Here is a 19,147-nt window from a genome sequence, read left to right as displayed (position 1 = left end):
AAACACCTTAGCGCCGATGATAGTGCAGATTACCTGTGTGAAAGTAGGTCATTGCCAGACACCCTAAGCCGTAACAAGACCCCCGTACTCGAAAGAGGCGGGGGTTTTGCTTTGCGCGGAAGAAATGGAGCAGCAACTGGCAGTGGGGTTGCTTGTTGGGTTGCGCGATAAAGCTGCTAACCCGACCTACAAAAGCTATGTCACCAATAGTTATTTACTGTCGTATTGGTTTTTGATGCAGGAAGAAATTTGCATGGTTAAAAGCGTGTAAGCTGTCTTAATGCTGAATGGTGGCAGATGGAGGGTGTATGGCACGTCAATTTTTGCAGATTATTGCAGTGCAGTTAAGCAAGCTAAATGCCGGGCGTGAGTGTTTATTGCTCGGCAAGGATCATCATGCTTTGCATGATTTCCGAGTCGCATTACGCAGTTTGCGCTCTTTGCTGCCTGTTGTACTTAAACGATCTAAACGTTTGGATGCCAGGGTTCTTGCTGCCTGGAAAGCTTTGGCTCAATTTACCAGCCCTGTGCGGGATGCTGAAGTATTGCTCGTCCTTTTGGATGGAAAAATGAGCGAGGTGGAGAGGATCACGTTGGCTGATAGTCTGGATGAAGGCCTGGCTTCGATTCGGGAGGCTTTAGCGGGGCCGGATTTTGCGGTACTTTCGCAAATTACATTGCAGCAGTGCCGTTTAAGAATAAAGAATTGTGATGGTGGTGTTTTAAAACGCCGAATTAGGCGGCAGGCTAAAAGTTATTCAATGTTATTGGATAAGGCCGCAAAAAATAAGCGGCCTTCGCTTGAAGAATGGCATGAGAGAAGGCTGACTGTTAAACATTTGCGTTATCTTTCTTTACTTGCCGCTCAATGGTTGCCGCAAAGAATAAGTGAGCTACAGCTGCCACTTAAAAAGGCACAAACAGCAATTGGCAAATTGCACGATGCAGAGTTAATTGCGCAATTTGTGGGTGAAAAGAAAATTAAAAAGGCGTTTCTGGAAAATGCGCAAAATACCTGGTTAACATTGGTCATGGAGAATAAAGCCATTTTGTAAATGGCAGAGGGCCGCCCTCTTTAGTCTTTTTTCCGAAAGGCCCAGGCTGCCGCCAGAATTAAAATTAATATAATGATACTTACGATTATCCAGAATCCATGTGGATGCTGAGCAAGCGGGATGCCGCCTACATTCATCCCCATTAAGCCTGCAATAATATTGACGGGCAGGGCCAGCACAGTGACGACAGTGAGAATATAAATGCTGCGGTTGGTTTGTTCATTGACCTTGGCGGCTATTTCTTCTTGCAGTAATTTAATGCGCTCGACAAGTGCTGCAATATCGCTGAGAACGGCTGAAAACTCTTCAGTTGACTGGCGTAAATCTTGTACGTCGTGATGGCTGACCCACTCCGGAGGCCTGTTTAACAGCCGGAAAAGAGCTGCTGGCTCCGGAGCAAGCAAGCGGCACAGGCGGACCAATACGCGCCGCAGTGCGCCCAAATCACCTAATTTTATTTTGGGACGGTTCGTGAGCAGGTTATCTTCTTCTTTGTCTACTTTAGTGGCGGCCTCCCGTACGATTTGCATTAAGACATCGGCTTGATCGCGTAATAGATTAACCATTAAATCTACGGGAGAGCGAAACAGGATGCCAGCCCGCACATGGTCGCGCAGTTTATCAATAGAGCGCAGTGGTTTGATGCGGGCCGTAATCAGCAAATGCCGGTCTGCACTCATCCAGAGTGTTGATGTATCAGATGCATTAAAAGCAAAATCAAATAACACATCATTTACAACGCCAATTAAGCTGCGATCTGCGCATTCAATGCGTGTAGATTGAGATCCTTCATGCAAGGTTTCAAAAAATTGTTCTGACAGCGCCAGATTTGATTTAAGCCATTTTTCTGTTGCGGTATTACTCAGATTAAAATGCAGCCATAAATATTCCTCAGATGTTTCATCGCATGCATTGGCAAGGCATTGCTTGATTTGCCCGGACTCTATTTGCTTGCCGGGCAAGCCGGGTAAAAAAAGATAGCCGCAAATCATGCCTGTTTGATCAGACCCATAATTGCCCACAAGATTAGTTGCCATTGCATCCGCTTATATAAAGACAGGTTTGGGGAAGGTGCCTTAGTAAATATTAGCTTTTATTTATTGCATTAAAAACATGAAATGGGCTTTCTGTTCAGAGGTTTAGCTTGTTTGCAGACCTTTACAATAATTCATCTATACGTCATGCGGATGACTTAATACTGCAATTAATGGTTTATAAAATGGGTGTTTTATCTATCAGCAGATCCATACACCATGTTCAAACCTTCGATTCTGGCTTGCAGTCTTGCTCTGGCATTAAGCGCTTGTGGTGGCAGCGATGATGTAACTCCTGAAGCAGCAAAGCCTGCTTTATTAACGCTGGATGGCCAATCGCCTCTGGTTATTGGTCACCGAGGTTTGCCGGGCTTATTTCCTGAAGAAACCAAGCCTGCTTACGAAGGTGCTGCAGATGCAGGCGCGGATTCTTTAGAGCTGGATCTGCATATGACGAAGGACTGTGTTTTGGTGGCCCGCCATAATCCTTGGCTAAGCGACAATACCAATGTGGCTGATGTAGCTAAAAGCGTGCCGGAAGTCGCTGCCCGCAAGCGGACAACACCAGGTGTTTTAGTTAATGTGAAGTATGATGTGGCAAAGTTTGGCGGGCCTGCTCAATATTTAAGCGATTTAGTTGATCCGAAAGATCCGAAATCTGTACTGAAAGCCTTGGTGGTCGATGGTGAAAATCATATAAATGATTGGTCGATTACTGATTTTACTGTTGCTGAGCTGAAAAAATGGTTTGGCGGTACAAGCTATGATAATGCGGCTGAACGTGTGCAGGCGACGGCTCAGAATGGAAAGTACCCCATCTTAACCATGCAGGAAGTGATCGATATTGCTAATGCCAAGGCCAAAACAAGTGGCCGTGCCATTAGTATTTATCCGGAACTAAAAAACCCGGTTTGGAATAATGCCCAAGCTAAGGCTAATGGTTGCGGTACTGGTGAGCGGCCATTTGAAGATGCCTTTCTTAAGCTGATCAATGACAATAAGCTTAATAGCAAAACCGCCCCGATCTTTGTACAGAGCTTTGAGCCGGGTACGCTTAAATACCTGCGTGCAGCGGGCATGTCAGCCCGTTCGGTACAGCTGATTGATGGTAACGATATCAACTACAGAACGGGTGAAGTGATTTATCTGCAGCCTGATGAATATAATTTTGTGGATGGCCGCCCGTATAGCTGGACCGTCGCAGGTGATGCACGTTATTTTGGTGAAATGCTCACGCCAGCGGGTCTTGCAGAAATTAAAACCTACGCAGATGGCATCGGCCCATGGAAGCCACAAGTGATGGCGCACACGGTTGTGCCATATCTTGAAAAGAGTGGTTTAGCTGCAGTGACCAATGTTGCACCGACCAGCGTGATTGCAGATGCGCATAAGGCAGGCTTGTTTGTGCATGTTTATACCTTCCGTGATGAAGCGAAGCGTTTGGCTGGTGTTTATAAAGGAGACCCGTCCGCTGAGTTTCTGGCTTATTACCGTGCAGGCGCAGACGGCGTTTTTGCTGATTTCTCGGGCACCGCCTTTGCTGCACGCGCGGCTTATCTGAAAGAAATGAAGCGTTAAACTTGTTTTGCAGGATAAAAGGGAGCCTTAAATTTACAGGCTCCCAAAAAAACGGCTTTGCTGTTATTGCAGCAAAGCCGTTTCACGTGGAACAGGGCCTGTATGCATCAGCCCATAATATGAAAGCCACCATCAATATAGATGGTGCCGCCAGTAATCAGTTTGGCGCTGTCTGAAGCAAGGCCAGCGCAGGCTGCACCCACGTCTTCGATACTGATCAGTGAGCGGCTTGGTGCTTCGGCAGCTGCTTTATCGAGCAGCTCATCAAACTCTGCGATGCCTGATGCCGCACGGGTTTTTAGCGGGCCGGGGGAGATAGCGTGCACGCGAATCCCCTTTGGGCCAAGCTCTGCTGCCGTATAGCGGCAGACCGATTCCAGGGCAGCCTTTACAGGGCCCATGATATTGTAATTTTTAATTACTTTTTCTGCGCCGTAATAGCTCATGGCAAACAGTGTGCCGCCTTTATCCATCAGTGGTTCAGCAAGACGGGCCATTTCGATAAAGGAGTAGCAGGAGACGTTCATTGCCGTATGGAAGTCTGCTTCGGTGACATCGACGACACGGCCATGCAGGGCCTCTTTGGGGGCAAAGGCAATCGAGTGGATGGCAAAATCCAGGCGACCCCATTTTTTGCGGACTTCTTCAAAGACGGCGTCCATTTGCCCCGGCTGCAGCACATCCAAAGGCAGAAAGAGTGAAGCCCCAAGCCCGGTAGCCAGTGGTTCTACAAAGGGGCGGCCTTTTTCATTGATATAGGTAATGGCCAGCTCAGCACCTCTTTGCTGAAAAGCTTTTGCGCAACCGTAGGCAATAGAATGCTGGTTTGCGATGCCGATGATAATGCCCTTTTTACCTGCCAGTGTTTCATGGGGGGAGATACTGAGTTGGGTCATCTTGCGTCCTTCATAGTTTGGTTCAGATGGAGCCAAGGTGATGGCAGGCTCTGGTAAATTGCTTTTGGCGCTCGGTCACAACCCTAGCTGGGTTCGAGTATGCCGGGCAATCATGAGTTCCTCATTACTAGGAATTAACCATGCCGTAGCGGGGCTGTCTATCGCACTGATACAGAACTCATGTGCTTCATTTGCGTGCTCATCAAGCTCTATGCCCAGCCACTGAGCCTGCTCACACACACGCTGACGGATAAGCGCGCTGTTTTCTCCGATGCCAGCAGTAAAAACCAGCGCATCCAGACCATTCATACACGCAGCCAGGGAGCCCAGCTCCTTGCTGATCCGGTGCACAAAATAATCAATGGCAAGTGCCGCTTGTGGCTCCGGGCTGTCGAGCAGTACACGCATATCACTGCTGATGCCGGAAAGCCCCAGCAAGCCGGAGCGTTTATACAATAGCTCTTCTACCTGCTGAATGTTGAGTTGTTCCTGCTGCAGCAAATACAAAACTACGCCTGCATCTAAATTGCCGGTGCGTGTGCCCATCATCAGGCCATCCAGCGCAGTAAAGCCCATGCTGCTGGCTACGCTTTTGCCATTTTGTATGGCACACATGCTTGCTCCATTGCCCAGATGAGCAATCACGACTTTTCCTGCAGCAACCTCTGGCTCTTGCTGCATGAGCACAGAAGACACATATTCGTAAGAGAGCCCATGAAAGCCATAGCGGCGAATGCCGCGCTCGTAACAATTGTAGGGCAGGCCAAACAGCTGATTAATCTGATTCTGGCTGCGGTGAAAGGCCGTATCAAAACAAGCCACCTGGGGCAAATCCGGGCGTATCTCTGCTACTGCACGGATGGCTGCCAGATTATGGGGCTGATGCAGGGGGGCTAGTGGCGTGAGTGCCTCCAGTGCGCTGATTGTGCCGGGGGTAAGCCGCAAAGGGGCGGCGTAGTGAGCGCCGCCATGCACTACGCGGTGGCCAACACCCAGCAGCTTAAGATTGGCGTATCTGCTGCGCAGCAGGTTGCCGATGGTTTGCAGGCAATAGGCATGATCAATATCACTGGCGGTTAATAGCTCATCAGCAAGGATTTGTTTGTGATGATCTTTAGCCACAAAGTGTGGCTTGGTTCCTATGCCTTCAACCTGGCCCTGAGCCATCAGATGCAGATCACTGGCGGCTTCATATTCAAACAAAGCAAATTTAAGGCTGGATGAGCCTGCGTTCAAAACCAGAATGGCCTTCGTCATCGCTTTCATCCTTATCAGCAAGGGGGTGGGCTGTTGTGTGCATTGGTGATGATGCAGGCAATGGCACACGAGGCGAGTTTGGTGCGATCGTTATCCGCCCGGCTGGTCAGTATGATTGGCACTCTTGCCCCTAATACAATTCCGGCTGCATCGGCATTGCTCATAAAGGTAAGTTGTTTGGCCAGAATATTGCCTGCTTCCAGATCGGGTACAAGCAAAATATCTGCATCACCTGCCACTATAGATTCAATTTTTTTGATACGGGCTGATTCATAGCTAATGGCGTTATCTAAGGCGAGCGGGCCATCGAGGACTGCGCCTGTGATTTGCCCTCTGTCGGCCATCTTGCACAGGCTGGCGGCATCCAGCGTGGACAGAATTTTAGGGTTAATGGTTTCAACGGCCGATAAAATCGCCACTTTAGGTTTGGCAATGCCAAGCACATGGGCAAGATCAATGGCGTTCTGGCAGATATCGAGCTTATCCAGCAGATCGGGGTAGATATTGATTGCGGCATCGGTTACCAGCAGTGTTTTATGGTAAGTCGGCACATCCATAATAAAAACATGGCTGATACGGCGTTCGGTACGCAGGCTGCTTTTTACGACTGCACTCATCAGCTCGTCAGTATGCAGGCTGCCCTTCATCAGAATAAGCGCCTCACCACTGGTGACCAGCTCAACGGCCCTGCTGGCGGCGGCGTGGCTGTGTGGTACATCTTCGATACGTAAGCCCGCAATATTTAAACCATATTGCTCTGCTACGGCGAGGATTTTGTTTTTCGGCCCCACCAGAACAGGTTGCAACAGGCCCTGTGCAGCGGCATCAATGGCAACTTTAAGTGAGGATTCATCGCATGGATGAGCAATCGCCGCACTAAAGGTTGGCAGCTTGTCGCAGCGCTCCAGCAACAGCTCAAACGCATTATGAGTCTGTACGCTCACAAGCCCCGCATCAGGGCGAACCAGGGTGATTTTCTCTGTGGGGGCGACGACTTTGGCGACGCCGGTCATAATCGTTTGACCATGCTGATTCAGACAGAGGCAATCAAAGCTGATGGTATGGTCTTCAGGAAATTTTTCCCGGACGGTGATACTGATTTCCAGCGTGTCGCCTAAAATAGCGGCAGTGTGAAACTGCAGGCTTTGCCCCGCATAAACCGTACCCGGCCCTGGTAACTGGCTGCCTAAAATGCCGGATACCTGTGCTCCCAGCCACATACCAGGGGCTGTGGCACCGCTAAACCCTGCATTACTTGCAAAAGCGGCCTCCAGATGTGTGGGGTTGAAATCCCCGGCTACGGTGGCAAACAGCTGAATATCCCGCATGGCCAGCGTGTGCTGGATGCCGGCGTAGTCGCCAATTTCTATCTCATCAAAACAGCGGTTTTGTAAGGTGATCATGCGTTCATGCCTCTATGAAACTTTCTTTGCAGCTGTTTTTGCCCGGCTGGTCTTAACCCCCAGCAACTCTTTAGCTTTAATGGCGAGAGGGGAGTTTTCATCTTCAAGCTCAGGTGTCAGCATAGTGACTGTGCCGACGATTTCCAGTGCGCGTTTACGCTCTGCTAAGGTTTTTAATAGTTTAGGCAGGGTGGCAAGGCTGCGTGCGCTATCCAGTGTAATCAGCAGCGTTTGCTCTTCAACCGCTTTACGCCACTGAGCGGGATCGATTTCTTGCAAGCTGGCTTTGATGGATTCACCAATCAGGAAAGAGCGGCGCTCTATTCCGCCGCTGTGGTGCATGGCAAGCACAAACAGACGGGCAAGGCCCTCCGTAAACCCGCCCGTTTCAAATTGCGGCCCGGCATCTGCTTTTAAGGTATCTAAGCGTTGCTCTGCAACTTCCCGCGCTTTTTCTTCAACAGGGGCTGCAGGCGGAAAGAATGCGCCTAATCCGAGAGGGCCATAAACTGTTTTAACAAAGCTGACCGTGGTGGCATTGCGTAAATCACGGTAAGTATTCAGTGCATCAATAATCAGCCCGGAGGTTTGTTTTTCTAAATTCAGGAAAATATTATCTGCCGGTGCAGGCTGGCGGTATTGCCTGATTTGACTGGCTTGCAAGGCCACACCGGCCATCAGCGGGTTAAAGTCGGAGTAAGCGTAGCGTTTTAAAGTATCCGGGTTGAGCTTGCGCGACCATTCGCCCATTTCAGGTGTGATTAAAGCCTGTAAAACAGGGCGCAGGGTGTTTTTATAAATGGCATCGTTTATTTCAGAAACCTGTGCCACCGTACTGAAAATGGCTTCATCTTCACGGGTATCCGGGTCAACCTGGCGCAGCTGCTCTATGGTTCGTGTTTCAAAGCTGACCGTGTAGTCGCCTTGCTCCAGCTCTGAGTAGGGTAAATCAGCCGTTTTTGCATCAATCACCATTTCGTACAAGCCCGGGGGCAGGGCTTCAACCATATCCATCACATTCACCAGCTCTGCATGCTGCTTGCGGGCCACTTTCCCGCCTACAAAAATCCCCAGATGGCCCACGTCTTTATGCAGCAGATAAACAATAATCTGGCCTTCTTCCACAATGGCACTTTCGTCGCCATAGATATCGATAATCCAGTTTAAAGCCTGCGCTGGCGGGGTAATATCATCTCCCCATGAGGCGAACACAATAATGGGCGAGGTGATTTTGCGTAAATCTAGGCTGCTGCCATCGGGCGTTTGAATTTGCCCGCTGGCCAGTTTATTGCCAATAAAAAGTTGATTAACGATGGCTTCTATTTCACTGCCCGTCATCCGGAAATGTCCGCCCCACCAGCGCTCAAATTCTAAATAGCGCGGAGCTTCGCTATCGATATTTGCGTATAAATGGTAAGGCTTGCCCCACAGCGTATTGGCCGGGTTCAGGTTTTCAAAGTTTTTAACCAGGTGAGCGCCATCAAACACCCCGCCTCCCAGATCCGCAGTTAATGCGGCCAGCCAGGAGCCACCATTTACGCCGCCTGCATAGCGCATTGGGTTTTGCTGATCAGAACCCGCCCAATAAGAAAGCGGTGCCCCGTTGAGCACGATGGGGCCCATGATTTCCGGCCGTAAAGCAGCCAGCCCGGCAACGGCCCAGCCCGCCTGGCAGTTACCAATAATGCAGGGTTTACCGCTTGCTTTGGGGTGGCGTCTGATTACCTCTTCAATAAAGTGCGCCTCGGCTTGCATAACGTCCTGCAGGCGCTGGCCAGGCACCGGATCAGGATAAAAGCCCACAAAATAAACAGGGTGCCCGGCCCGTAATGCTACGCCAACCTGAGAATCTGCTTTAAAGCCACCGATCCCCGCACCATGGCCCGCTCTTGGGTCAATAATGACATAGGGGCGTTTTGTCTCATCTGCCTTAATTTTTGCCGGGGAAAGTACGCGCAGCAGCATATAGTTGCATGGCTGGCTCAGATCCCGCCCATCAATGAGTAATTCATAATCAAAAGCGAGCAGCGGAGGTTTGCCATTCTGAGCATGGGCAATGGAGATATTGCCCCGCTCCCGCATCACATCGAGAAAAAGGGCTGAGCGCTGAGTGGTGTCTACACAATATTCCCATGCTTGTTCCAACAGGGACAAAGGGGACGGAAAGGTCGTTTGAGTCATTGCACCACTCGCTGTAAGAAAATGTTGAAATAGGCAGTATTTGTAAGTTAATGATTAATAAGGTAAAGAAACGCCCGGCAGATAGTAAATAAGGATAATGATGCTGACAAGCTAAATGGAAAACATGACAGCAGTATGTATGCTTTAAACTGTGTATTCTTGTGCCGTAATATAAAAAGAGTGTGATTTATTGTTGGCCGGTTATGCTTGACGCGGGCTTTAGTAACGTCGTTTACTGTGGCATTCAGGGCTGATGATAAAGCCCGCGCCTTAGATATTATTTAAATGGCTTGTTTCTGCAATGGAGTTTTCATGCGTGGCTTTATGCCGGTGATCGAATCCTTATTGGATACAGATCTTTACAAATTTACGATGATGCAAGAAATTCTGCATCACCAGCCAGAAACACAAGCTATTTACGCATTCAAATGCCGGAATACACCGGTATCGTCTCTGGCATTATTGAAAAATGAAATAGAAGCCCAGCTTGATCATCTCTGCTCTTTACGCTTTAGTGAGTCAGAATTAGCCTATCTGGGTAAATTGCGGTTTATTAAATCTGATTTTGTTGATTTCTTGCGCTTGTTTCAGTTACAGCGGCGGTTTATCAGTATTTCTGTTTCTGAAACTGATCCGGATCTTTTGGATATTCGTGTTGCCGGCCCCATGCTGCATTGCATGTTGTTTGAAATCTATGTGCTGTCGATTGTGAATGAAGTTTATTTCCGGCAGTTTCCGGCCGGGCCTGCATTGGCGACGGGCCGGGCCTATTTGCAGGCAAAATTAGCAACATTAAAAAACCTTTCGCAGCAGGCAATGCCAGCTAACCCGTTTGTATTTTTTGATTTTGGCACTCGCCGCCGGTTTTCCCGCGTATGGCATGCAGAAATGGTTGGTTTACTGGTTAAAGAGGCCAGCCCCTATTTTCGCGGTACCAGCAATGTTTTATTGGCGATGCAATATGGTGTAACGCCCATTGGCACGATGGCACACGAATATATGCAGGCCTTTCAATGCTTTGGATCCCGTTTGCGTGATTTTCAAACAAATGCGCTGGAGCATTGGGTGCGGGAATACCGGGGTGATCTGGGTATTGCCCTGACGGATGTGGTAGGGACAGACGCTTTTTTGCGTGATTTTGATTTATATTTTTGCAAACTATTTGATGGATTGCGCCATGATTCGGGCGATCCGTTTGAATGGGGCGAGAAAGTGATTGCTCATTACAAAAAAATGAATATAGATTATGGCACCAAGCAATTAGTATTTAGCGATGGCTTAACTTTAGATAAATCGATTGCCCTCTACCGGCATTTTGCGCCGCGCACACGTACGGGTTTTGGCATAGGCACGCATTTATCGAATGATTGCGGGCAGAATCCTTTACAAATTGTGATGAAGTTGGTTTCATGCAATGGACAGCCTGTGGCTAAAGTGAGTGATACGGCGGGTAAAGGAATGTGTGAAGATGAAAATTTCCTTAATTACCTCTGTGATGTTTTCCAAATAAGCCGCCAGTAATCGATATGCATTGAAATATGCTTGCTGGCAATTAATACACCTCCTTTCTTATAAAGCATAGTGCTAAGATAGCAGGCTTCAATCCGCTTGATAGGTCACTCTGCTTTTTGCAGATCATTTATGCTTTTTGAAACTAATCGTTCATATCTGGCTTCTTTGCCGCGTTTTGCTCAGGATCCGGCACAATTTCAAACCCTGCTGACAACGCACAGCTTTCGCGAAAAGCTGCTGGAGCTGATCGCCGGGGCACAAACCCGGATCTATATTGCTGCGTTGTATTTGCAGCAGGATGAAGCTGGCGCTCAGATTTTAGACGCGCTCTACGCGGCCCGTGCGCGCTGCCCTGAATTAGATATCCGTATTTTTGTGGACTGGCACCGAGCGCAGCGTGGGCTGATTGGTGCGGGTGCACAGGCAGGCAATGCTGCCTGGTACCAGCAAGAGCGATTAAAGCATGATCTTAATCTGCCAATTTATGGCGTGCCTGCACAAACACGTGAGCTGTTTGGCGTATTGCATCTGAAAGGCTTTGTTTTTGATGATACCGTGGTTTATAGCGGAGCCAGTTTAAATAATGTGTATTTGCATGTTGGCGAGCGCTATCGATATGACCGGTATCATGTAATTAAAAATCCTGCATTAGCCGATAGTATGGTTAATTATTTGCAGACCGAATTCCTCAATAGCAGCGCTGTTTATCGTCTGGATTTAGATCCCATTCCCGGTACAAAGCAAATCAGCCCGGATATTCGTCAGTTCCGTCAGCGGCTTAAATCAGCTCATTATGCAACGCATCATGCGCAGGATGAGGTATCTGGCCTGGGTATTACCCCAGTGGTGGGGGTTGGAAAGCGTAATCCGCTTAATCGCCTGATTATTAAATTATTGGGTGCGGCAAAACATCATGTGCAAATCTGCACGCCTTACTTTAATTTGCCCCGCACAGTGATTAAAGAAATAAACCGCTTGCTGCAAAAAGGCGTAAAGGTCGATATTATTGTTGGCGAGAAAAAAGCCAATGATTTTTATATCCCGGAAAGCGAGCCATTTAAAACCATTGGTGCGTTGCCGTATTTATACGAAACGCATTTACGCCGCTTTGCCAAAGTGCATCAGCTTGATATACACCGTGGCCAGCTGAATCTTATGCTCTGGAATGATCCGGGGCATAGCTACCATTTGAAAGGGATTTGGGTTGATGACGATTATATTTTGCTTACCGGCAATAATCTGAACCCGCGTGCCTTCAGTCTGGACCTGGAAAATGCACTCTTAATTCATGATCCAAAACATGAATTAAAAGATCAATTGCTGCAGGAAAAAGCTGAAATTGCTAAAAACACCACGCGTATTGCCTATTACCGCGAGCTGGAAACCGTGCTGGATTACCCGCCGCCGGTTAAAAAACTGCTGACCCGCTTATCACGCTTCAGGGCCGACAGATTAATTTCCAGATTGCTGTAAATTGCCCGCACCTAATAAAAAACCACGGTTTGATTGCCGTGGTTTTTTATTGTCTGAATATTATTCAGCTTATTTCCAGATCACCAGACAATGGTTTTTCTTACCACGGCGCAGCAGGGTGTAGCGGCCATAGCGGCGGTCTGCATCGCTCATGCTATAAGCTACGTCATTGATTTTGGCGCCGTTGATAATTACCGCGCCGCTTTCAATAAAGCCACGGGCCTGGCTTTTGGAAGTAGCCAGCTCGCCCGCTACCAGCGCATCCAGCAGGCCGGTCTGATCTTTATTGATTTCAATATGCGGCAGGCCATCGAGTGCCAGCTGCTCAAAATCGCTCTCGGTGAGTGAATTTTGGTCTTCCGAGAACAGGCTTTGGCTGATGCGTTGTGCTGCAACTACGGCATCTGCACCATGCACCAGGGTGGTCACTTGTTCGGCCAGAATGCGCTGGCCTTCCGGCTTACCCGCTGCTGCAATATCAGCCGCTTCGATGGCATCAATTTCTGTGGTGCTGAGGAAGGTGAAGTAGCGCAGGAATTTATACACATCCGCATCGGCAGTGGTTAGCCAGAATTGGTAAAACTTATAAGGCGAGGTTTTTTTCGCGTCCAGCCAGATGGTGCCTGACTCAGTTTTACCAAATTTAGTGCCGTCCGATTTAGTCACCAGTGGCATGGTCAGGCCAAACACCTGTTGCTGATTCATGCGGCGGGTAAGGTCCGTTCCCGCAGTGATATTGCCCCACTGATCCGAGCCACCAATTTGCAGCTCGCAGCCGTGTTGTTTATTCAGCTCTACAAAGTCGTAACCTTGCAGCAGGCTGTAGGTGAATTCGGTGAAAGAAATGCCGGAATCGTCACGGTTAATCCGCTGTTGTACTGCTTCTTTTTTGATCATGGCGTTTACTGAGAAGTGCTTGCCAATATCGCGCAGGAAAGTCAGCACATCCATCTTGCCAAACCAGTCGTGGTTATTGGCCATAATGGCGGCGTTGCTGCCTTCAAAACTCAGGAAAGGCTCAACCTGCTTGCGGATTTTACCCACCCAGCTATCGATAATATCGAGGGTATTGAGCTTGCGTTCGGTGGCTTTAAAGCTGGGATCGCCAATCATGCCGGTGGCACCACCCACCAGAGCAATCGGCTTGTGGCCTGCTTCCTGGAAGCGTTTCAGTACCAGAATCGGTACCAGGCTGCCGATGTGCAGGCTGTCTGCAGTGGGGTCAAAGCCGCAATAGAGGGTAATGGATTTTTCAGCCAGCCGTTTTTCCAGTGCTTCGCCATCGGTAAGCTGGGCAATCAGGCCACGCGCTTGTAAATCGCTGATTAAATTCATTTCACTCTTGCTCCGGTTTGTTTTATTTGAATCTGATATAGATTTTTAAACCCAAATCTTGAACCACGGAGTAAAAGAGAACACGGAGGATCACGGAGAAAACCTTAAGGCAAACAATCAATTGATAAGGAATAAGCAAACTCAGCTACACATTGCTATTGCCTTGGTAATTGTCATTCCAATGGTTTTCTCCGTGGAACTTCGTGCTCTCTGTGGCCTCCGTGGTTCAAAACTTGGGTTGTATAATTACAGCGTTTCTTTTAGTGCTAAAGCCTGCTCTAAAGCGGCGTCCACATTGCTGGCCAGCACATTGTAATGGCCCATTTTACGGCCGGCGCGGGCTTCTTTTTTGCCATAGAGATGCAGCTTGGTGTTCGGCGCTGTCAGCATGATTTCCCAGTGCGGCTCACTGCCGTCATCGTGCCAGACATCGCCCAGCAGATTGACCATCACTACCGGCGTGTGTAAATCCGGCTTGCCGGGGTAGAGCCCGCACATGGTGCGTACCTGCTGCTCAAACTGGCTGCTAAAGGTGGCGTCCAGTGTGTAATGGCCGCTATTGTGCGGGCGCGGTGCCATTTCGTTGATGACCAGCGTATCGTCTTCCAGCACAAAGAATTCAACAGCAATCACGCCGATATAATCGAGCTTTTCAACCAGCTGAATCGCCATATCGCGGGCGCGTTCAGTGATTTCAGCACTGATGCGGGCAGGCACGATGGAAATATCTAAAATGCCATCGGTGTGGATATTTTCTGCCGGAGGGAAACAGGCAATTTCATTGGCAGCGCTGCGGGCCACAATTACGGAGACTTCAGCTTTCAGCGGCAGCATTTTTTCCAGCACACAGGGCTGATGCTTCAGTTCGGATAAGGCGTAGCGGGCTTCTTCCAGATTTTTGATCCGTACCTGGCCCTTGCCATCGTAGCCATTGCGGGCGGTTTTTAAAATGCCTGGCAAATAGGGGCTGAGGTCTTGCTCCAGATCGCCGGAATTCTCGATCACAAGGAAAGGCGCGGTGGCGAGGCCTGCATCACGAATAAAGTTTTTCTCTTTCATCCGGTCTTGGGCAATAGCGACCGAATCACCGGACGGGCTGACGTTTACGCCCTGGCTGGCCAGCCAGCGCATGCTGTCGGCGTTAACGTTTTCAAATTCGGTGGTGACTGCCGCGCATTGTCTGGCAAGCGCTGCCAGGGCTTCCGGATCGGTATAGGGTTTGCAAAGATGGATATCGGCGATCTCGGCGGCTGGTGCGGCCGGATCAGGGTCGAGCACGGTCACTCCATAGCCCATGGTTTTAGCTGCCATCGCAAACATACGGCCAAGTTGGCCGCCGCCCAGAATACCCAGCATCGCAGGTGGCAGAATTGGCTTAGTGGCCATCTTATCAATCCTTGTCTTGTCTTTGTTTTACGCCCTGCAGCAGAGCAACACCCCAGAGCCCCCAGCCAAAAATGGCGCCTAAAACTAAGGCTAAAGGGAGGATTTGAATCATGGCGGTGATAAATGATTTTTTTTCAAAAAAGCTGACAGCCAAAGAAAACAGCAGACCAAAAGGCAGCCCCCAACAGAAGGCGCCCCGGTAAAAAACGCTGAATAAAAAGCCTTTTTCTTCCAGCTCTGCCAGCAATTCTTTGGCGGGCTTCATACGACTTCAGGTAATTCCATCGCCAGAACGGTTTCTTTTTGCTCTGTTCTGAAAGCAGCCAGCTTAGCGGCCAGCTCTGGAGCGGCATTGGCAAGCAAAGAAATCGCAAACAGTGCTGCATTCGCAGCGCCTGCTTCACCAATGGCAAAAGTAGCCACCGGAATACCCTTAGGCATTTGCACGATGGAAAGCAGTGAATCTTCGCCACGCAGATATTTAGATGGAACAGGCACACCCAGCACTGGAATCGTTGTTTTTGCTGCAATCATCCCTGGCAGATGTGCTGCGCCGCCTGCGCCTGCAATAATGCATTGCAAGCCGCGGCTGGCGGCAGTTTCGGCGTATTCAAATAGCAAATCAGGGGTGCGGTGCGCAGAGACAACGCGGCATTCAAATGCCACGCCAAAGGCTTTTAGTTGCTTAGCGGCATGCTGCATGACTTCCCAGTCACTATTGCTACCCATTACAACGCCGACTTGAATCATGGGTTTCCCCCGAGTAAAGAATGAATGTTACCGAAAAAATGAGAATAAGGGACAGTTTCAATAGCCCTTGCGCCCAAAGAGTACTGTACTTCATGGTGTGAACGGCTGTTTGCGGATGAAAATCCGTTCTTTTTATCTAAACATTAGCAAATACTAATAAATAGATTGACCCCTTATGCCTGCTAAGGCATTCTGCGCTCCGCGGTGCATGTACCGTGTAATTCGCAATGAATTTAAAACGCTGGAAGGCTTGCTTTCCAGCGTCTTTTTTTTATCTAAGCATTTGCAAATTGTGCGGCATGCATTCTGCAATACATGCCATTGTTGGCCATGAGCGCCTGATGAGTGCCACTTTCAACAATCCTGCCCTGTTGCATGACAACGATACGGCTGGCGTTTTCGATGGTAGAAAGCCGGTGGGCAATCACCAGCGTGGTGCGGCCTTGCATCAGGTTTTCCAGTGCGTCCTGAACCTTGCGCTCGGATTCGGTATCCAGCGCGCTGGTGGCCTCATCCAGAATCAGAATCGGTGCGTCTTTGTAGATTGCCCGGGCAATGGCTAAGCGCTGGCGCTGGCCGCCAGACAAGCGCATACCGTTTTCACCCAGCAGGGTGTCCATTCCGTCCGGCATGGCATCGATAAATTCCAGAGCATGCGCTGCAATGGCCGCCTGACGTACACGCGCCATATCGATTTCACTGCCGTAAGCGATATTGGCGATCACGGTGTCGTTAAACAGAATCACATCTTGCGAAACGAGGGCAATTTGCTGACGCAGATTGCCAAGCTGGTAATCGGCCAGAGGGACTTGGTCGATTAAAATTTGCCCTGCATTCAGCTCATAAAAACGCGGTAATAAATTAGCCAGCGTGGTTTTGCCACTGCCGGAGCTGCCCACGAGTGCAATGGTTTCTCCCGGTAAAACATCGAGAGAGATGCCGTCGAGCGCCCTTTTGCCATCTTCGCCATAGGCAAACTGAATGTCTTGCAAAGAAATCGCGCCCTGTACACGGGGTAATTGGTGCCGGCCCTGATTGGCCTCCGGAATTTCATCCAGAATGGCAAAGACAGATTCTGCTGCAGCAAGGCCTTTATGCAGGCTTTCATTAATTTTGGTCAGATTTTTGATGGGTTGTTGCAAGGCCATCATTTGCACCATAAAAGCTACAAATGCACCTGCGGTCAGTACGCCATCCTGAGCACGTAAACTTGCGTAATAAATAATGACCGCCAGTGTGATCCCAATCAGAAACATGATCAGGCCTGAGTTAATGCTGGAGGTAATGGCTTGTTTGATGGATAAGCGACGCACATTGTTATTGGTATTGCCAAAGCGATTGGTTTCGTATGAAAAACCGCCGAAGATTTTAATGATGCGCTGGCCCGACAAGCTCTCATCCAGAATTTGCGTCATCTGCCCCATGGCCGCCTGTGTTTCACGCGAAAGCCTGCGCTGGCGTTTGCCTACCACGCTGATGCTGATGGCTACGCCGGGTAATAAAATCAGGCAGAGCAGGGTGAGCTGCCAATCCAGATACAGCATAGAGCCGAGCAGAAACAATAGTAACAATGAGTCTTTGATCAGTACTGTCAGCACTTTTGTGCCTGCATCCATGATCTGATTCACGTCAAATGTCACACGGGATAGCAAAACACCCACTGACGTTTTATCGAAAAATTGAACGGGCAGGCTAAGCATCCGGGAGAACATTTTCCCTCGCAGATCATGCATTACTCTGGATGAAACCCAGGCCGTGGTGTATTCATTGCCAAAATTGGAGATCAGCCGAAGCAGTGCCAGGCCTAAAATTTGTGCGGGTAAAATCCACGCCATGCTGCGGGCGAGTGCAGATGTCTGCAGGTTTTGGTCAACCAAGGGTTTGAGCAATAGCGTTAAGCCTGCATCTACTGCGGCAGCAACAGACAGGCAAACCACGGAGATGGCCACTATTTTCCAGTAGGGGCGGATTTCGCCCAGGATGCGCATATATAAAGCTCGATTATTCATCGCTGACATCGGCATGCCTTGGTGTGGGTTTTACAAGAAAGGGGCGGATTATACGCTGTCGCTTGCTGTTCATGGGCAGAAGGAGTGCGCCGTTTGGGGGATAATTAATGCCCTTTATGGCGGGCCCAGCCTGAGCTCAATCCCTTAAGTCAGGGCATATGGCTCTGCCGCTCTGTGGCTTGCATTGCATGATCTCAGGGCGGGTGAAGCCCGCGTATTTATTAACAAGCTTATTGGGTTTTACCCGCCCGGCGAAGAACCCTTCGTTTAAGTGGGCAGAATCAGGCGCTGCCGGCCATTTTATAACTCACAAATCCCCGTATCTGCTTTGCAAGATAGCCGCAATCACCGGCGCTACCGTTTCTGTGCGAAAGATTCGGGGGCCGAGGATCAGCGGGGTGTAGCCAGCGGCCACTGCAAGTGTTTCTTCGGCGGCAGAAAATCCCCCTTCCGGGCCGACTAAAACGGCGGCGCTGCGGGCGGTAGCGGGCAGCTGGTTTTGCCGGATTGCACCAATGGGCGATAGCAGCAGTTTAAGTTCGGCGTCTTGTGTCAGTGCTTGCTCAAATTTAATGGCAGGCAAAATAAGCGGCACCCGGGTGCGCCCGCATTGCTCGCAGGCGGATACGGCAATGGCCTGCCAGTGGGCCAGGCGTTTTTCGGCCCGCTCGCCACTAAGGCGCTGCTGGCAATATTCGGATATCACCGGCTGAATACGGCTTACCCCAAGCTCGCTGGCTTTCTGGATGGTGTAATCCATACGATCACTGGCCGAGATCGCCTGAACCAGCGTGAGATCCAGCGGGGATTCCCGATCCTGCTCATTCCATGTGAGTACTTCTACGCTGACATGGCGCTTGCCCATTTCGGTCACACGCGCAGCGTATTCACCGCCCTGGCCATTAAATAAAATAATATCGTCATCGGGCTGCAAGCGCAGCACTTGCACATGGCGGGCAACACTTTCTGGCAGGTTAAAGCCAAGGCCAGCGGCCAGTGGCATATCAAGGAAAAATCTGGGCATATCCACCTCGTGCATTGGAGGAGTTGGTATACCGCAAGGCGGCAGGGGATTCAAGTACTGGCAGGGATTTTGCCTGACCCGCCAGTGGCTGGAAATCAAGCTGCGCCCCGAGCATGCCTTGGGTTTGGATATGACGCTTTGATTAAGTACAAATTTAATACAATGTTTATAAGCCTCATGACATCAAATTGAAGCAGAATATGCCGGTGGCGTTTGTGACTGTGGCATTATTCTGTTGCTCAATGTTTAACCCT

The 19,147-nt window shown here is 49.5% G+C and carries 16 protein-coding genes; 5 read left to right on the top strand and 11 right to left on the bottom strand.

The genetic code is table 11. The annotated features are described in order from the left end of the window. Positions 1-124: 124 nt before the first annotated feature. Positions 125-271, top strand: a complete 147-nt coding sequence (locus HA050_RS17895; RefSeq protein ID WP_166829215.1) for a hypothetical protein — start codon at positions 125-127, stop codon at positions 269-271. A 37-nt stretch (positions 272-308) separates the two neighbouring features. Beyond that, the gene (locus tag HA050_RS17890; protein ID WP_166829212.1) at positions 309-1,055 is read left to right on the top strand and encodes a CHAD domain-containing protein; all 747 of its coding nucleotides are present in this window, start codon (positions 309-311) and stop codon (positions 1,053-1,055) included. Positions 1,056-1,075: 20 nt separating this feature from the next. Here HA050_RS17890 and HA050_RS17885 read toward each other — a convergent pair whose 3' ends face one another. Beyond that, positions 1,076-2,092 carry a transporter gene (locus HA050_RS17885; RefSeq protein WP_166829210.1) on the bottom strand — a complete coding sequence of 339 codons (1,017 nt, stop codon included), beginning with the start codon at positions 2,090-2,092 and terminating at the stop codon, positions 1,076-1,078. Positions 2,093-2,308: 216 nt separating this feature from the next. Between HA050_RS17885 and HA050_RS17880 the strand changes: the two genes are divergently transcribed. After that, positions 2,309-3,667, top strand: a complete 1,359-nt coding sequence (locus tag HA050_RS17880) for a glycerophosphodiester phosphodiesterase family protein (protein ID WP_166829207.1) — start codon at positions 2,309-2,311, stop codon at positions 3,665-3,667. 107 nt (positions 3,668-3,774) lie between these two features. On the opposite strand, the gene fabI is transcribed toward HA050_RS17880, so the two are convergent. The 4 genes from fabI to HA050_RS17860 form a co-directional block, all read right to left on the bottom strand. Then, positions 3,775-4,563 (bottom strand): enoyl-ACP reductase FabI, encoded by a 789-nt coding sequence (gene fabI / locus HA050_RS17875; RefSeq protein ID WP_166829204.1) that lies wholly within the window; start codon positions 4,561-4,563, stop codon positions 3,775-3,777. A 75-nt stretch (positions 4,564-4,638) separates the two neighbouring features. Then, the gene (locus HA050_RS17870) at positions 4,639-5,820 is read right to left on the bottom strand and encodes an acetate/propionate family kinase (RefSeq protein WP_166829201.1); all 1,182 of its coding nucleotides are present in this window, start codon (positions 5,818-5,820) and stop codon (positions 4,639-4,641) included. 14 nt (positions 5,821-5,834) lie between these two features. Beyond that, positions 5,835-7,223 carry a bifunctional enoyl-CoA hydratase/phosphate acetyltransferase gene (locus HA050_RS17865; protein ID WP_166829198.1) on the bottom strand — a complete coding sequence of 463 codons (1,389 nt, stop codon included), beginning with the start codon at positions 7,221-7,223 and terminating at the stop codon, positions 5,835-5,837. A gap of 12 nt (positions 7,224-7,235) precedes the next feature. Next, positions 7,236-9,404 carry a DUF3141 domain-containing protein gene (locus HA050_RS17860; RefSeq protein WP_166829195.1) on the bottom strand — a complete coding sequence of 723 codons (2,169 nt, stop codon included), beginning with the start codon at positions 9,402-9,404 and terminating at the stop codon, positions 7,236-7,238. 312 nt (positions 9,405-9,716) lie between these two features. Between HA050_RS17860 and pncB the strand changes: the two genes are divergently transcribed. Both pncB and pssA read left to right on the top strand, forming a co-directional pair. Continuing rightward, a complete protein-coding gene (pncB, locus tag HA050_RS17855) occupies positions 9,717-10,925 on the top strand; it encodes a nicotinate phosphoribosyltransferase (RefSeq protein ID WP_166829192.1) in 1,209 nt (402 codons plus the stop codon). A gap of 120 nt (positions 10,926-11,045) precedes the next feature. Beyond that, complete coding sequence (pssA, locus tag HA050_RS17850; RefSeq protein ID WP_166829189.1) at positions 11,046-12,389, top strand: CDP-diacylglycerol--serine O-phosphatidyltransferase; 1,344 nt, start codon at positions 11,046-11,048, stop codon at positions 12,387-12,389. A gap of 69 nt (positions 12,390-12,458) precedes the next feature. Here pssA and tyrS read toward each other — a convergent pair whose 3' ends face one another. The 6 genes from tyrS to HA050_RS17820 form a co-directional block, all read right to left on the bottom strand. Then, positions 12,459-13,724 carry a tyrosine--tRNA ligase gene (gene tyrS, locus HA050_RS17845; RefSeq protein WP_166829186.1) on the bottom strand — a complete coding sequence of 422 codons (1,266 nt, stop codon included), beginning with the start codon at positions 13,722-13,724 and terminating at the stop codon, positions 12,459-12,461. 246 nt (positions 13,725-13,970) lie between these two features. Beyond that, the gene (locus HA050_RS17840; protein ID WP_166829183.1) at positions 13,971-15,110 is read right to left on the bottom strand and encodes a 5-(carboxyamino)imidazole ribonucleotide synthase; all 1,140 of its coding nucleotides are present in this window, start codon (positions 15,108-15,110) and stop codon (positions 13,971-13,973) included. Positions 15,111-15,114: 4 nt separating this feature from the next. Then, positions 15,115-15,375: a hypothetical protein gene (locus HA050_RS17835; RefSeq protein WP_099397544.1), complete on the bottom strand. Its 261-nt coding sequence runs from the start codon at positions 15,373-15,375 to the stop codon at positions 15,115-15,117. Further along, positions 15,372-15,860: a 5-(carboxyamino)imidazole ribonucleotide mutase gene (purE, locus tag HA050_RS17830; RefSeq protein ID WP_166829180.1), complete on the bottom strand. Its 489-nt coding sequence runs from the start codon at positions 15,858-15,860 to the stop codon at positions 15,372-15,374. Before purE ends, HA050_RS17835 begins: the two co-directional genes overlap by 4 nt. 275 nt (positions 15,861-16,135) lie before the next feature. Further along, positions 16,136-17,869, bottom strand: coding sequence for a lipid A export permease/ATP-binding protein MsbA (gene msbA / locus HA050_RS17825; RefSeq protein ID WP_166829177.1), 1,734 nt, complete (start codon positions 17,867-17,869; stop codon positions 16,136-16,138). Between the two features lie 307 nt (positions 17,870-18,176). Beyond that, entirely contained in the window at positions 18,177-18,893 is a 717-nt protein-coding gene (locus tag HA050_RS17820; protein ID WP_166829174.1) for a 16S rRNA (uracil(1498)-N(3))-methyltransferase, read from the bottom strand. Between the last annotated feature and the right edge of the window lie 254 nt (positions 18,894-19,147).

Origin of the sequence: Iodobacter violaceini, from assembly GCF_011601265.1 — a bacterium.
Lineage (GTDB): Bacteria > Pseudomonadota > Gammaproteobacteria > Burkholderiales > Chitinibacteraceae > Iodobacter > Iodobacter violaceini.
Note: the sequence above shows the minus strand (reverse complement) of the source record. Positions and strands in the feature narration are given on the sequence as shown.

Coding starts and splice junctions, on each gene's coding strand:
- HA050_RS17895 (WP_166829215.1), top strand. CDS start 125: ATGGAGCAGCAACTGGCAGTGGGGTTGCTTGTTGGGTTGCGCGATAAA.
- HA050_RS17890 (WP_166829212.1), top strand. CDS start 309: ATGGCACGTCAATTTTTGCAGATTATTGCAGTGCAGTTAAGCAAGCTA.
- HA050_RS17885 (WP_166829210.1), bottom strand. CDS start 2,092: ATGGCAACTAATCTTGTGGGCAATTATGGGTCTGATCAAACAGGCATG.
- HA050_RS17880 (WP_166829207.1), top strand. CDS start 2,309: ATGTTCAAACCTTCGATTCTGGCTTGCAGTCTTGCTCTGGCATTAAGC.
- fabI (WP_166829204.1), bottom strand. CDS start 4,563: ATGACCCAACTCAGTATCTCCCCCCATGAAACACTGGCAGGTAAAAAG.
- HA050_RS17870 (WP_166829201.1), bottom strand. CDS start 5,820: ATGACGAAGGCCATTCTGGTTTTGAACGCAGGCTCATCCAGCCTTAAA.
- HA050_RS17865 (WP_166829198.1), bottom strand. CDS start 7,223: ATGATCACCTTACAAAACCGCTGTTTTGATGAGATAGAAATTGGCGAC.
- HA050_RS17860 (WP_166829195.1), bottom strand. CDS start 9,404: ATGACTCAAACGACCTTTCCGTCCCCTTTGTCCCTGTTGGAACAAGCA.
- pncB (WP_166829192.1), top strand. CDS start 9,717: ATGCGTGGCTTTATGCCGGTGATCGAATCCTTATTGGATACAGATCTT.
- pssA (WP_166829189.1), top strand. CDS start 11,046: ATGCTTTTTGAAACTAATCGTTCATATCTGGCTTCTTTGCCGCGTTTT.
- tyrS (WP_166829186.1), bottom strand. CDS start 13,724: ATGAATTTAATCAGCGATTTACAAGCGCGTGGCCTGATTGCCCAGCTT.
- HA050_RS17840 (WP_166829183.1), bottom strand. CDS start 15,110: ATGGCCACTAAGCCAATTCTGCCACCTGCGATGCTGGGTATTCTGGGC.
- HA050_RS17835 (WP_099397544.1), bottom strand. CDS start 15,375: ATGAAGCCCGCCAAAGAATTGCTGGCAGAGCTGGAAGAAAAAGGCTTT.
- purE (WP_166829180.1), bottom strand. CDS start 15,860: ATGATTCAAGTCGGCGTTGTAATGGGTAGCAATAGTGACTGGGAAGTC.
- msbA (WP_166829177.1), bottom strand. CDS start 17,869: ATGAATAATCGAGCTTTATATATGCGCATCCTGGGCGAAATCCGCCCC.
- HA050_RS17820 (WP_166829174.1), bottom strand. CDS start 18,893: ATGCCCAGATTTTTCCTTGATATGCCACTGGCCGCTGGCCTTGGCTTT.